This window comes from Mycolicibacterium sp. HS_4_1 (assembly GCF_054515875.1).
This window is the reverse complement of record NZ_CM137261.1, coordinates 5,843,234-5,856,133: the sequence shown is the minus strand read 5'-3', so window position 1 is coordinate 5,856,133 and position 12,900 is coordinate 5,843,234. Positions and strand designations below refer to the sequence as shown.

At 66.2% G+C, this 12,900-nt stretch carries 11 protein-coding genes; 5 read left to right on the top strand and 6 right to left on the bottom strand.

What is annotated here, in order from left to right:
• Nucleotides 1-83 precede the first annotated feature (83 nt).
• The 4 genes from ACX12F_RS28165 to ACX12F_RS28150 all read right to left on the bottom strand — a co-directional run bounded on the left by ACX12F_RS28165 (nt 84) and on the right by ACX12F_RS28150 (nt 4,491).
• The gene (locus ACX12F_RS28165) at nt 84-761 is read right to left on the bottom strand and encodes a response regulator (RefSeq protein WP_459367510.1); all 678 of its coding nucleotides are present in this window, start codon (nt 759-761) and stop codon (nt 84-86) included.
• A gap of 97 nt (nt 762-858) precedes the next feature.
• A complete protein-coding gene (locus ACX12F_RS28160; protein WP_459367509.1) occupies nt 859-2,133 on the bottom strand; it encodes a vWA domain-containing protein in 1,275 nt (424 codons plus the stop codon).
• Nucleotide 2,134: 1 nt separating this feature from the next.
• The gene (locus ACX12F_RS28155; protein ID WP_459367508.1) at nt 2,135-3,265 is read right to left on the bottom strand and encodes an AAA family ATPase; all 1,131 of its coding nucleotides are present in this window, start codon (nt 3,263-3,265) and stop codon (nt 2,135-2,137) included.
• 23 nt (nt 3,266-3,288) lie between these two features.
• The gene (locus tag ACX12F_RS28150; RefSeq protein WP_459367507.1) at nt 3,289-4,491 is read right to left on the bottom strand and encodes a hypothetical protein; all 1,203 of its coding nucleotides are present in this window, start codon (nt 4,489-4,491) and stop codon (nt 3,289-3,291) included.
• Nucleotides 4,492-4,966: 475 nt separating this feature from the next.
• Between ACX12F_RS28150 and ACX12F_RS28145 the strand changes: the two genes are divergently transcribed.
• Nucleotides 4,967-5,941 carry a transposase gene (locus ACX12F_RS28145; RefSeq protein WP_459367506.1) on the top strand — a complete coding sequence of 325 codons (975 nt, stop codon included), beginning with the start codon at nt 4,967-4,969 and terminating at the stop codon, nt 5,939-5,941.
• Nucleotides 5,942-6,473: 532 nt separating this feature from the next.
• Here the strand turns inward: ACX12F_RS28145 and ACX12F_RS28140 are convergent.
• Nucleotides 6,474-6,656 (bottom strand): hypothetical protein, encoded by a 183-nt coding sequence (locus ACX12F_RS28140; protein ID WP_459367505.1) that lies wholly within the window; start codon nt 6,654-6,656, stop codon nt 6,474-6,476.
• Between the two features lie 462 nt (nt 6,657-7,118).
• Here ACX12F_RS28140 and ACX12F_RS28135 point away from each other — a divergent pair, with 462 nt between their 5' ends.
• From ACX12F_RS28135 to ACX12F_RS28120, 4 genes are all read left to right on the top strand, one after another.
• Nucleotides 7,119-8,006 (top strand): hypothetical protein, encoded by an 888-nt coding sequence (locus ACX12F_RS28135; protein ID WP_459367504.1) that lies wholly within the window; start codon nt 7,119-7,121, stop codon nt 8,004-8,006.
• Nucleotides 8,003-9,094, top strand: coding sequence for a ThiF family adenylyltransferase (locus tag ACX12F_RS28130; protein WP_459367503.1), 1,092 nt, complete (start codon nt 8,003-8,005; stop codon nt 9,092-9,094). The genes ACX12F_RS28135 and ACX12F_RS28130 overlap by 4 nt, the downstream gene beginning before the upstream one ends.
• 514 nt (nt 9,095-9,608) lie before the next feature.
• Entirely contained in the window at nt 9,609-11,837 is a 2,229-nt protein-coding gene (locus ACX12F_RS28125; protein WP_459367502.1) for a sensor histidine kinase, read from the top strand.
• Nucleotides 11,838-11,974: 137 nt separating this feature from the next.
• Entirely contained in the window at nt 11,975-12,169 is a 195-nt protein-coding gene (locus tag ACX12F_RS28120) for a LuxR C-terminal-related transcriptional regulator (protein ID WP_459367501.1), read from the top strand.
• Nucleotides 12,170-12,243: 74 nt separating this feature from the next.
• On the opposite strand, the gene ACX12F_RS28115 is transcribed toward ACX12F_RS28120, so the two are convergent.
• Nucleotides 12,244-12,687, bottom strand: coding sequence for a DUF5663 domain-containing protein (locus ACX12F_RS28115; protein ID WP_459367500.1), 444 nt, complete (start codon nt 12,685-12,687; stop codon nt 12,244-12,246).
• Nucleotides 12,688-12,900 lie beyond the last annotated feature (213 nt).

Below are 12,900 nucleotides of genomic sequence, written 5' to 3'. Positions count from 1 at the left end.
GGTGTCCGACATCGCGCGGTACCGGGATGGCACCACCGAACCTGCCCAGCGAGGCGGCGAGGTGCCGCACCGGCGATTGGGAACTACAGGTCGGGTAGGCCGAGGATGCCATCTTCGATTGCACGCGCAAGGAGCGCGGATTTCGTTGGTGCCGAACGCCCGACGCCAGCGTACTTCGCGCGCGCCCGCTGCAGATGCGTGCGTACGGTACTGGGTGCGATGTACAGACGCTTCCCGACGAGATCCTTGCTCTCGGTCTGGAACCACGCCACCAGCACCTCCTTCTCCCGCACAGAGAGATTCGGCCGGTTGGCGTCGTTGTCGTTGACCAGCGCGCGCGCCATCTGCGGGCCCACATGAGGGGTGACCGAGGAAGCGGAATGGATGGCCTCGACCAGGTGCGCCCGGCCCTCGGATTTGACGAGGTAGGTGACCGCGCCTAGGTCGAGGCACTGCAGGATGACCTCGTCGGCACTGAGGTGGGAGAAGACCACCACGCGGTAGCCGGCGGCGCACAGACCCTTCAACGCGTCGAATTCGGGCCTGTTGCCGTCAATCTGCAGGTCGAACACAACCACATCGACGTCGATGTCGGGCATTGGGTGGCGCTGAAGAAACGAGTCGGGGTCGAGGTAACTGCCGACGAAGTGGATCGGCGGATCGGCGTGCGAGCACCAGGCCTCCACGCCCGCATGGACAACATCGTGGTCGTCGATGATCGCCACCCGAACCGGTGCTGGCGACGCTTCCCCAGTAGTCATGACCACCTCCCGCGCCAAGGACTGTCGTGCGACGCCCAGCGCAAATTTCTCGCGCATACGATAAGCCGATGGACCCGGCGGTGTCCTACTCGTGGCCTCACGACCTCGCCCAATGATCGTTCACCAGACATTCGACTCGGGTCGCCCATGTCGGGCTGGGTGGCAGGGCAAAACCGCGGCGGCCGAGGATGGCCGCGATGACAGCGGCTCCGGGAGGCGGGGAACTGGGCCATGGCGTGTCTCCGTCGGTGAAGCAGATCACGATGTCGGGTCGTGGCCGTTCGGCCTCGACGCCGCGGAAGCCGAGGCGCATGTCCGTCCCTCCAGCGCCGACGAGCTTGGCGTCGCGGGCGCGGCGGACTTTCTCTGCGGTGTGTACGGCGGCGTCGACCGAATAGACGGTCATTTGGGCGCCGGATACCCCCAGCGCCCTCAGTGCGCCGTCGACCTCGCCGAGCGCGCGGGCCAGCAGGTTGTCGTCGACGCTGCGGGAGGTGTCGATGATGATCGATACCCGCGGCACCGGCCGATGCTGGCCCGGCAGCACTACGCCGGGAAGGGACGAGGACCGGCGCGAGGGCTTGGTGTACGTGTAGTCGCCGCGACCTGCGGCCCACCCCACAGCACGGCGCACCGCCCCGCTCAGCAGGGGCTCCCACGGCACCTCGGGTTTCAATGTCCGCTTGACCCACCGCATCACATCACCCGGAGTGCTGCCTCTGCCTCGGGCGTGAGCGTCATACTCGACGGCGACCCGGCGGCGAATCTCGGTTGCCTCAAATTTGGACATGGCACCGATGTCGCTGCCTGGCCCGTACTCGTTGCTCCGTGGTAGCCCGTCCGCGCCGCTGCCGCATCCGTCGGTCGGCTCCAACGTGTCGCCGCGCCCGTCGCCGTCGGGTGGCGCGGTGGGCAGCCGGGAGAGCAGAGCGAAGTATTCTTCCGCAGTACGTCCCTCTGGCAGGTTCAACGCGGTGGCGCTCGGTAACGTCGGTGGCCTCAATCCGTCCGGCGTGAGGGTGTGGGACACGGTCACGTCGGCGGCCTTCTCCCAGGCTGCGGCGGTGCTGCGGTCGACATCCTGATCCCGCGCCCGGTCGGCATGATCGGCCAGCAGGTGCCACGTCACGTGCGCCAGCTCGGCGCCGATCTCGGGCACCGTCGCCGTCTCGAACCATGCCTCGTTGATGTAGATCCGCCACCACTCGTCGCACGTCAGCTTCTCCACCTCGTCGTCGACGACCGGGATCAAGGCGTACAGCGCGTGGGACAGGTACGGGAGGTCCCTCGGACTGGTATGCCCCGCACCCGCGGAGGGGGGCGGAGGGCTGATCAGCCACAGCTTGGCGGCAGCCAACTTGTGGTGGTCCACCTCACGGAGCCTTCGGCAAAAGGCCGGCCAGCGCCAGGGCCGGGGCGAACACTTTGATTGACGACGGCACCGCCGCCCCTTTGGGCCGGGTCCCGGGTCGCATCAGCGAACGCACCACGGGAACGGCGGGATCGACACCGGCCTCGCTGGCCGCGCGCGCACACACCTCGACGGCGTTCTGCCAGCGAGCGGCCGTCGGTCGTCGCGAGAATGCGCCCAGCACGGCTTGCAGCGTCACGAAGACACGGTCGGCGCGCATCCCGGCGAAGCTGATCGCGGCGGGGTCCCCCAGGAGGACTTCCGGGTCCGGGAGGTCCTGGTTGGCGGCCCAGGTCAGGTACTCGTGGGCGACAGCGCCCCCGATGCAACCCGCGATGAGCAGGCGCCGCACGTCGGCGCCGGCGTCCACTGCCTGTGCGAACGCGGAGAGTCGCGCGGCGTAGTCCCAGGTGCGCGGGGTCGGGAAAGCACGTCCCCGTTCCTCGGTGTTCTTCGGGATCACGCTGAGCTGGGACTCACGAGCGCGCAGGAACCCCGAGACCAGGACGACTTCATCGGCCAGCATTCGCTGATAGTTGTCCGGCTCGGTGAAGACCGGCATGGTGGGCCAACTGCCGGTGACCAGTCCTTCGGAATAGACCTCGTAGGGCATCGCCCAGTCGAGGTGGACGAACCGGCTCGCCGTCGGCGCCGCAAGCTCCCAGCACGCCGCGGCGACATCGGCCGGGTTGGCGGCGGCGACGAACGACACGGTCCGGGGGAGTTGGAGCGAACCGACTTCGTAGTGCGTCAGCGGCCGCAGCGCCGCCGCCTGCAACGAGGGCGAGGCTGTGCTGAACTCATCGAAGAACGCGATCGAGGGGCCATCGTGGTCGGCCAGGCGCGTCGCCCACGCCGGTGGCGCCAGGCTGACGGATCCGTCGCTGATGACGGGCAGCCCGGCGAAATCCGAGGGTTCGCTGTGCGTGATGATCACCGTCTCGATGTGCCACCCATGTCCAGAGGCAGACTCGACGGCCGCGGTCTTACCTTCCCCCGGATTGCCCCACAGCAACGCCGGGATGCGTGCTGATACGCAGATCCCCAACGCCTGCAAGGCGTTCTCGTACTCGTGTTTGGTGCGGATCGTCACACCGTGTCCCTTCCCGTTGATAGTTACTCGTGGTTCTTGACGTAGGCGTCGAGGTCATCGACGGTGCGCACACCGTGGTTGAGCGCCCTGAGCACCGCGTAGCGGTTGCCGAGAATCTCCAGCATCACCGCGAGCTCGGTGCGGTCCGGCTGCTCGCGCGGCGCGGTCGGATTCCGGTTTGGCTCTCCGGCCACCAACTCGCACAGCGAATCAATCGTTCGACACGACGGTTGCGGTGAATAGACACGGTGCCGTTTGAGGGCATGAAAGTGCACTGCGTCCAGGCGGCAGCCGGCGTTGGCCCACTTCACGAACTGGGCGGCCACCCCGCTGGTGGACCACCCATTCGACGTCGCGACTTCGCGGACGTGTTCGGGCGCCAAGCCTGCATCGATCGCGACGACGACGTGCGCCTTGCTGACTCCGAAACTCAGCCACTGGCCCCACGCGGCGGGAGTTGCGCGCGTCTGCGGCCCGTCAAGCCAGGCCAGCCACGCGGCCGTGTCCGGGTCGGGGTGATGAGTCAGGACCTCGGACACCCACTGGTGGTCGGCGCTGCCATAGACCAGACCGAGGAAGAACCGGACCGGCAGTGGCTCGTCGACGACCATTCCGACAGCCGCCAGCCCCGCGATGTCGTCGGGATGGATGCCGGCCTGCCAGAGGTCGTGGATGCCGCCCGTTTCTCGCACCCGTCGCTCGAGGCGTGGATCGAAATCGGGGCAGACCTCCCAACTGCCCCAGGTGGCCGTCGCGGCGTCGAGGAACGCTTCGATGTGCTTGAGCTGGACGCGGTGCTGGGCGGCCAGGTGTTTGGGTGAGCGTGTGTGCCGGGCCGCGGCGCCGGCACTGCCGAAGAGGGTGCCGCGACAGCACCGCGCGATCGAATACTCTTGGCCGACTTGCCAACTCCCGCCTCGTCCGACACGAAGAGGGGCCCGCGCGGACCGGGTGAGCAGGCGAAGGGACGCGCGAAACGCCTCGACGGTACGTTCCATGTGCGTCACGCAGGAGGCATCACTGCCGAACGCCACGGCGATCCGCTCCGCTTCAGCGTCGTGGGGCGTCGTGATGCTCCAGTCCCCGTCCGGGTGCACCGTGACCCGATGCTTTTCGCCACCTGCGCCGGACACCGAGTTGAAGCACGCGATGTCGAGTTCCAGCGGACCTCCACCCGGCGCGGGTCCGGCGCCGCTGACGTCCTTTTTCTCCATCGCGGGCGCCACGGGGCCGAGGCTATCGGCGGGCACCGACATTTAGCCTTTGAGTGAGTCCGTGGGCAGGTCGAGGCACCGACCGGGACACCCGGTGATCCCTGACGTCTGAGTGGCCGCCCGCGGGCTCGGTGCCTGGTCGAGCGGTGTCCTTGTTCGGGAACTTGGAGCCAGCCTGAGGGTGGGACTCCTGCTTAGAGAATGTCTGGGCCGTGGCCGCGGTGGTCAGTCACCTGGGAAGACAGGATCGGGCTGACAGGAGCAAAACGACGATGGCATTGACGTTGGGTATCGACGTGGCAGTGCGGGCGGCGCACCAAGGGACGCTGGCCCGCGACGGAATCACGGTGTGGCGTGGCCGCAAGTTCTCAACCCGACCGGCGGAGCTGGAACGGTTGTGGGATGACCTGAACCTCGCTGATCCGGGTGATCTGACGGTCGTGGTTGAGCCGACCCGTTGCGGCGCTTGGTCAAACAGCGCTCCACCATGGTCAAACGCCGAGTCGCCGTCTACGCCCGACTCGATGCACTCGTCGAGCTCCTCGGGCCGGATTGGTATGCGGTGCTCGGTTCGAATTACGGCATCGCGGCGTTGGAGTTCCTGGCCCGTTACGCCGATCCGCATGCGGTGCTCCGGCGGGGTCGCGGACGTCTGAGCAGGTTCTTGATCGCCCGGTCCCGTGGCGCGTGGCGCAGCGACCACGCCGCCGGCCTTATCGCCGCGGCCAAGGAAACCCTCGTGCTGTGGGGTTCGGACGGGATGAACTTCGCGGAATTGTCCGAAGACATCGCACATGAAGCCGAACAGGCGCTGTTTTTAACTCGGCAAATCAAGCAGATCGACGAACGAGTCGCGAACCTTTACGCCGAGGCCGACCCCGATGGCATCGTTGCCTCTGCTCCCGGCGTCGGACCGGTCATCAGCGCCGTGATCGCTGGGCGGATCGGTGATCCGCACCGATTCACCTCACTGGCGGCGGTCCGCGCCTATACCGGACTGGTCCCCAAGGTCAGCCAGTCCGGGGTGAGCAAGGTCGAATCCTCGATCACCAAGGCCGGCGACCCGCTGCTGCGCGAAATGCTCTGCACCGCAGCCGATCAAGCCCGCAAGATCGACCCGCAAATCGCGGCGAAATACCAGCGACTGATGGCCGGCGACCGCCACCACGACTCCGCGATATGCCACCTGGCCACCCTGCTGGTCACCAGGATCACCACGTGCATGCGCACCGGCCAGCCCTACGCCCTGCGCGATATCGACGGCACCCCGATCACCGAAGCTCAGGGCCGCGTGCTCGTTAAAGAGCGCTACCAGATTGAGCCGCGCCGCCGAGACAACATCCGGCACCAACGTATGCGCGACCGCCGCAACCAAGGGGCGGGCCAGGAGTCACAGGAGTCGCCAAGCGCTCCAACATCCAGGCCCGCCACCAATCACCCTACGAGCCAACACATCGCTTGACATCCGTTAGGAACTCAGAATCGCTGGACAGCCGCGGCCGCGTGGCCGATTGGAGCAACGACACCGCGACCGTGCGGGTGACTGCCGTCGTCACGAGCAATCCAGGGTTCCGCTGGCGGATCGACATGGAAATCGGCGTACCTTCCGAGACGCAGGCTGGTCCTCGCCGGGCGGCGACGTACACAGACACAACCGATCCCCCGTCGGCGATCTGCGCCTCGTGAACCCGTAGACCTATTACCCGGTCGACATCCGTTCCGGCCGGGAGTCGACGATGCACGGCTAGTCAGCTCCGGTCCGTCTTGTGGGCGCCTATGGCATCGGCAATTCATCCGGCGGCACGTCGGCCGCGGCTGGGCAATTGCGGGGCGTAGATCGTCCTGCTGGCCGATCGACTCGGATCACCGAATGAACAATAGCGCTTCGATTTTTGCGTCGACCCTGGGGTCCGAGCACCGCCGGGGCGCCCTGGACGGCCACTGACCGCCCGCACCCGAGCGCGAATTGTGTTGCGGAGAATACCGTTTGGCGGTCAGGTGTCTTTGTGAAATGTGATGTACAAGCCGGCCCCCGAGTTCGATTGGATCGCCTGAGTGACGGCGACAACGATCCATCCGCTCGCCGCTCGCCTATTCATCACCGCGGTAGCATCGCGGGCCGTCTGGCCAGGGTCATAGCTTGCGGTGTTCACGCAGACGACCTCGTACTCTGTCATGCATCGCAGCCTATGCGCCTGCTTGCCATGTCCGACCTTTCGTATCCGTAGGCACGCGCCATTCCAAGGCGGCTGACACGCTTGTCCATCCATGCATCGGTGGACTGCGTTGTGGGGAACGCTGCCCGCGGGTGCGCGTACGCCTCGTCCAGCGCAAGTCCGGAAACCTGGACTTCATCTGCCCGAGTTTTCCTAGATATTTCGCGACCGCGTTCCGAATGACGCTCTTGACCAACAGCTTTCGCAACACTCCTCGTGGTCACCTGCGCGGGTACCTGGGTCGGTGGGCACCTCAGCACCCCCTTCATCGACAGCTGCGCAACGCCCTCTGAGCTGTTCGCGCAAGCCGATTGACATCTACCAGCGAGCCCTGCCGTCTAGCGTCGACCACCTGATCGGCGCGGGGGATCGGTGCCATGTGCGGATCGCGAGATACGCGGTCGGCACATGCCGGAGGAACCGATGCCCAGCACAACCCCGATCACCCGCGTTGCCGAACTAGCGCACCCGGATCGATTCGAGCTTCCGCGCCGCGACGCGCAGTACCGGATCGCGTGCTCACGCGGCGAGAATGATGTTCCGGGCATCGTGCGTGCGGCCCAGCAGATCCACGGGCAGAGCTACATCGACTACGGCTACTTCGAGGCGAGCGGCCTTGCCGCCGACGGTCGGCTCGTTCCGGAACTGGACGGCACCCGCAGCCAACTGGGCGGCAAGATCGTCGCGAATTACCTGGTGGCCTCACCTATACACACTCGGGCGTCCAGACCGACCGCGACGGTGCGACTGCTGGACATCGGACCCAACGGGTCGATAGCGAACCTTCCGACATACGCCTACTTCGCCGACACGTTCGGTGCGAAGGTCAAGAGCCGCCTGCACAGGATCGTGGAAACTACTGGACCCCAGAGCATTCGGGAAATCGCCGCGCTGGCGACGATCGATGCACAATCGCACCGCGGCTCGTACGAGTTGATCCGTGCACTGACGCAGAACAGCATCCTGAAGGCACAGGCGAACGGGTACCGCGAGCTGTATCTCGCATCGCTGACGACGCACTCGCTGGGCCCGGTCGTGAAGTTCATCGGCCGCCGCTCTGCGACTGTCCTGGGCGACTCGGCCCAGATCTTCTCGGCCGACCGGCGGTCCCGCTCGATCATGGTCACCCCGGTCCTGATCGACCTCAGTGTCGTGGTGGACAACATCGCCGACAACCTTGGGGAATCGGTGGACCCGTTGCAGCGGGCGCAGCTCGAGGCCAAGGCCGCCTTCTTGACTGATGGGCTCGAATCGGCCGCATCAATGTTGAATTCACCGCAGGACCTCCGGGAAGGAACCCAAGCATCATGACCAATCAACGCAACTTGCAGGCTGAATGGCAACAGCCACAAGCCTTCTCGGTCGAAACACCGGCCGAACTCGGCGACCTGTCCGCAAGCCTCGGCATCGCCAGGCACATCGATCCGGTCGCGACGATCGCTGCGGATCTGTTAGAGCTTCACCACCCGGACCAGATGCAGGACCCCGTCGCGCGGGGTCGGTTCGTTGACGAAATCCTCGCTCAGGGACCACGATTTGGCCGCTGGATCCATTACCCGTGGGCCGACGCGCTGGTACGCGTGGCCGAACCCGACGAGCACTACGAGCTGCGGACCTACCGCAACCGGAATCTGATCACGAAGGCTGAGCAGGCGTCGTTGCGTCATCGCAGGATCGCGGTGTTCGGGCTGAGCGTCGGCAGCAACGTGGTCGACCGGATGGCCCAAGCCGGCATCGGCGACGAGTATCTGCTCTTCGACTTCGACCGATTGAGTCCGACGAATCTGAATCGCATCCAGGCGGGCGTCCTGCAGGTCGGCCTGCTGAAAACGACGGTGGCCGGCCGCAAGCTGGCCGAACTGGACCCGTACGTCTCTCAGCGTCATGTCACGGGCGGCGACCAGCGCGGCACCGACGAACTGCTACGTGTGTCCCGGCCCGACGTGATCGTCGAGGAAGTCGACGACCTGGTGGCCAAAGCGCGCATCCGCGCGGTGGCACGGGAGCTCGGGGTTCCGTTGGTCACGGCGGGCGACGTCGGTGACGTATCGACCCTCGATGTCGAACGCCACGACATCGAGCACGTACCGGCGTTCAACGGGAAGCTGACCGAAGCCGATGCCGCTCTGCTCCGTGCCGGCACGATGCCCGGGGGCAACCCGCTGGACACGCTGATCAGAATCGTTGGCCGAGAGAATGTTTCACCGGCACTCCTGGAGTCAGTGCTGCAGAAGGGCATGCAGTTGGCGGGCACGCCGCAGCTGGGTTCGACGGCGGCCATCGGTGGTGCGTTGGCCGCGGTGGCCGTCCGGGACATCCTCCTGGGCCGCAGCGTCGGGTCGGGTACCACGACGCTCGACATCGTCGGCGCCACCCGACCGCGAGCCCAGATGCCATAGCGGCGACGGGCCGCCGCTATGGGCGGCGACGCTCATCCCCGGCGTGCGTGGACGCCGGCGGCACAAGCGAAACGCACCGCCGGCCAGTCGTGCTTGCAGCTACCCGCCCCAGGGATCAGTACGAACGGCCCCACCGCTGTCGTCCGAACGTATGAATCGATCGCACCTGTCCAGGGTCGTGACTGAACCATCGATCCAAGTGTCGTCGCACATGCTAAAACCATCGCAGGAGCGGGATAGGCGACCCAGAAATGTGGACGAATGATTCTCATGGATCACTGCGATGACCGGGTGCGTCGAGCCGCCTTGACCGTGATCCGACGTGACTCCACAGCGTCGAGGACCGGACACGCGACTACCGGCCCGGGGGTATTCTCGCCGCAGCGCCCAGTGGCTGTCGGCGAGCACCGCGCCTTCGCCGGCCGCCGGGACCCGACTCCCTATTTCGGTCTCGTCGCCGCGCTCCAGGAACCGACGGCGCCGCGGCGCCTGACCCGGCACCAGTAGCCGCCACATGTCTGAAACCGCGCGCGCCGCGCGGCGCAACTTGGTCCAGCAGACGCTGCCGCTCAGCGTGATCCTTCGTCACGGGGGCAGCCTGGTCGTGTTCGTCGTCATGCTCGCCACGTCGGCCCTACCGGCGCCCGTCGGCGTCGCGTACGCGGCCGTGTCCGTCGCCTGGTCCGGATATCGACTGCTGACACGATCGACGGCGCCGCGGTTTCTCGCGGTTGACTACGTGATCATCGTCGCCGCCTGCCTGGTCCTCCCGGCGTTGACATCCGATGTCCACGTTGCCACCTTGGGTCCCTTGACGATCGCCGGAACCGCGGTCGGCAGCTTCACCGGCCTGAACCCACGGATCAGCATCGCCCTCACCGCCGGGGTGGCGACCGCCTACGCCACCGGCGCCGCAGCGGTCGTCGGCTGGAGTCACATCGGAGACAACTTTGGCGTCTACTACTTTGCCGGGCTCTGGGCGATGTCGATGGTGATCCGTGCGCTGATCCTGCGCGTGACCGACTCCGTCGACGCCGTGCGTGCCGACCGACTCGCCGCCGAACTCCAGCACGAGGTCGACACGGCGGTCCGCGAGTACGACCGCGAACAGCTCCGGCTGTTGCACGACACCGTTGCGTGCACGCTGCTGATGGTCAGTACGGGCACGCCCCTGTCGCCCGAACGTCTCTCCGCGCAGGCACGGCGCGATCTGCGGGTATTCACGGACCAGGCTCCGGCGCCCGCGGCCCACGTCGATCTGGTTGCGGCCCTGCACAGTAACACCACCCACCTCACGACACCGGTCCGCATCGACGGCCCCACGGAGATGTGGATCGATGGGGCGATCGCGAACCTGGTGTCCGCGGCCGCACGCGAAGCCCTCACCAATGTGGATCGCCATGCCCGCGCGTCCACCGTGACCATCATCGTCCGCCCGGAGCTGGTGCGTATCGAGGATGACGGCTGCGGATTCGACACGTCGCAACCGTCGCGCGGTCACGGCATCGCCGACTCGATCACGGCGCGCATGCACCGGCTCGGCGGCGACGCCGTGGTGCTGAGCCGGCCGGGCCGCGGCACCACGGTTGAATTGTGTTGGCCCGCTGAGGTTGCTGCCGCCACGGACAGGCCAGAGGATCCGGAACGACTGATCGAACGGGGTCGCGCCCGGTACTACCTGGCGTTGACCACCTACGCCGTCGCGAATGTGCTCGCGGTGACGCCCTTTGCCGCACAATCGAGTTCACGCCCGTACCTGCAGTCGGCATTGCTGGTCGCGGCCGCCACGATCACCGTGTCATCGGCCGCGCGTGGCCGCGGTTTACCCGGTCTGCCCCGCCGCGCCGCGATCGCCGCGCTCGTGGTCATCTCGCTGGTGCAGATCATGTTCCAGCCGACCGACCTCGTCGCTTCGCAGGCGCAATGGGCGCAAGGCGCCATCGGTTGGTCAGCGCTACCGCTGCTGCTCGACGAGCGTCTCCGCTACAGCATCGCTGTCCTCGTCTGGTGCTGGGCCGTCCCCGCGGTCTCCGTCCTCGTTCGTGATCCGTCGACGCAGAACGTCATCGCGGTCGGGTACGGCGCCGCCAGCATTCTCCTGGTCCAGACACGCGCGCTGTTGTTCGACAAGCTCATCCGCGCGTCGGCCGCCGCGGCCGACGCTGAAATCGACGGCCGCAAACGAATCCTCGCGTCCGCCCGCATCGCCGACGCGGTGCAGGCGGAGTACACGCGCCGCTACGCCGACCTCGCCGACACGATCGCTCCGCTGCTGCGCGCGCTCGCCGCGGGGGCACCGGCCGACGCCGTGATGCAACGCCAGGCGCAGATCGAATATCAGCGCCTGCGTGCGCTTTTCGACCAATCGTCGCCGGTCGAGCACACCCTGTTGCGCGAGCTTCGTCCTGTTGTGGATGCCGCGCAGGACCGCGGCGTCGACGTGTCCGTCACCGCCGAACGCGCGCTACCGGCGATCAGCAACGCCGCCGCGCGGCGCCTTGCATTGCTGACTGACCAGGCGCTCGGCGCCACCACCGGCACAGCCCGCATCACGTTGACAACCGACTCGAACGCACTGGAGCTCAGCGTCCTGTGCCAGGGGACGAGGCACTTCAACACAGCATCCGTACTCGACGCCGGGGACGTCGGCGATTCCGAGGTCACGACCCTCGACGATGCAATCTGGATCACCGTCCGTCATCCACTCGTAGGAAGACCCAACCGACATGCTCCCGCCGGCTGACCCATCGAAACCCCTGACGATCGTGGTCGGCGATGAGCACGACGTGATCCACGTAGACATCGCCAGCCGGTCCGCAAAGGCCGACCCACCTATCAGCGTCGTCTCAAGCCATCACGTCTGGAAAACGTGCACTGCAGGTGCTCAGGACCTGGGTTCAGACCGAGAGCAATGACACGGTCGCGAGGCACCTGCAGCTGGCTCCCTCCACTATTCGAACCCATCTGCAACGGGTCCACGCAAAATACGCGGAGGTCGGTCGCCCCGCGTCGGCCAAGGCAGAACTGGTGGCCCGAGCCGTGCACGGCGGCTTCCTCACCGTCGACGGCCTCTGAAGCATCTGCCATGGTTGTGCGTTGTGCCGTGGCGCCTCGACGCCAACGGCTTTGGGTGACAGCGAGCCGTCGACTCACGATGCGGTCGCCGCAGCCGCGCGCCCGGCAAGGATTTCGGAGGCTTGACCGCGAATGGCGTCAGCGATTTTTCCGAGTTCTACAGCGACCACACTCTGATAGTCCGGCCGGTTAATTTCGAGCCATTTCGTCGCCGTGTATTCGCACAGGATCGCCGATGGCGTTTCTCGATCGGCTATCACAGTCCGCATCCGCTGATAGACGGGGTCGCTCTCGAAATCCGGTGCGTGCGTGTCGATCCAGGTGGACACACGATCCGGGGCCTGGTCGATGATTGCTTCGAACTCTTCCAACTGTGCGTCGGACAGGTCGTCGCTCAGCGCTGTCCCAACCCGCAACTCCAGTTCCTCGTATATCATCTGCAGGAACGCCGGCCGGTCATCGGCCGGCATCTCGGCCAATCCCACGTTGGCCAGGAATTCGTCGTTGAGCGGAATCATCAGTCGGATCCTTTGTGGTGTTGTTGGTGTTGGTAACTGCTTGCATGGAGGAAACCGATCCCCCACCTGTGCGACTCGTGACCGGCCCGGCTGACAAAGTCCGTCAGGTGTCCGTTGCATGGTCGTCGTCGATGCCAAAAGTCGGGCCCGACGCCCTAATTCGGTGCGGTGGCATTCGTTGTGCACGGCGGCACTGACGATGTGAGTGAGTTT

What these genes read in the sequence shown, in the direction of transcription:
- ACX12F_RS28165 (WP_459367510.1), bottom strand. Translation starts at nt 761, where the DNA reads ATGACTACTGGGGAAGCGTCGCCAGCACCGGTTCGGGTGGCGATCATC.
- ACX12F_RS28145 (WP_459367506.1), top strand. Translation starts at nt 4,967, where the DNA reads ATGGTCAAACGCCGAGTCGCCGTCTACGCCCGACTCGATGCACTCGTC.
- ACX12F_RS28140 (WP_459367505.1), bottom strand. Translation starts at nt 6,656, where the DNA reads ATGACAGAGTACGAGGTCGTCTGCGTGAACACCGCAAGCTATGACCCT.
- ACX12F_RS28135 (WP_459367504.1), top strand. Translation starts at nt 7,119, where the DNA reads ATGCCCAGCACAACCCCGATCACCCGCGTTGCCGAACTAGCGCACCCG.
- ACX12F_RS28130 (WP_459367503.1), top strand. Translation starts at nt 8,003, where the DNA reads ATGACCAATCAACGCAACTTGCAGGCTGAATGGCAACAGCCACAAGCC.
- ACX12F_RS28125 (WP_459367502.1), top strand. Translation starts at nt 9,609, where the DNA reads ATGTCTGAAACCGCGCGCGCCGCGCGGCGCAACTTGGTCCAGCAGACG.
- ACX12F_RS28115 (WP_459367500.1), bottom strand. Translation starts at nt 12,687, where the DNA reads ATGATTCCGCTCAACGACGAATTCCTGGCCAACGTGGGATTGGCCGAG.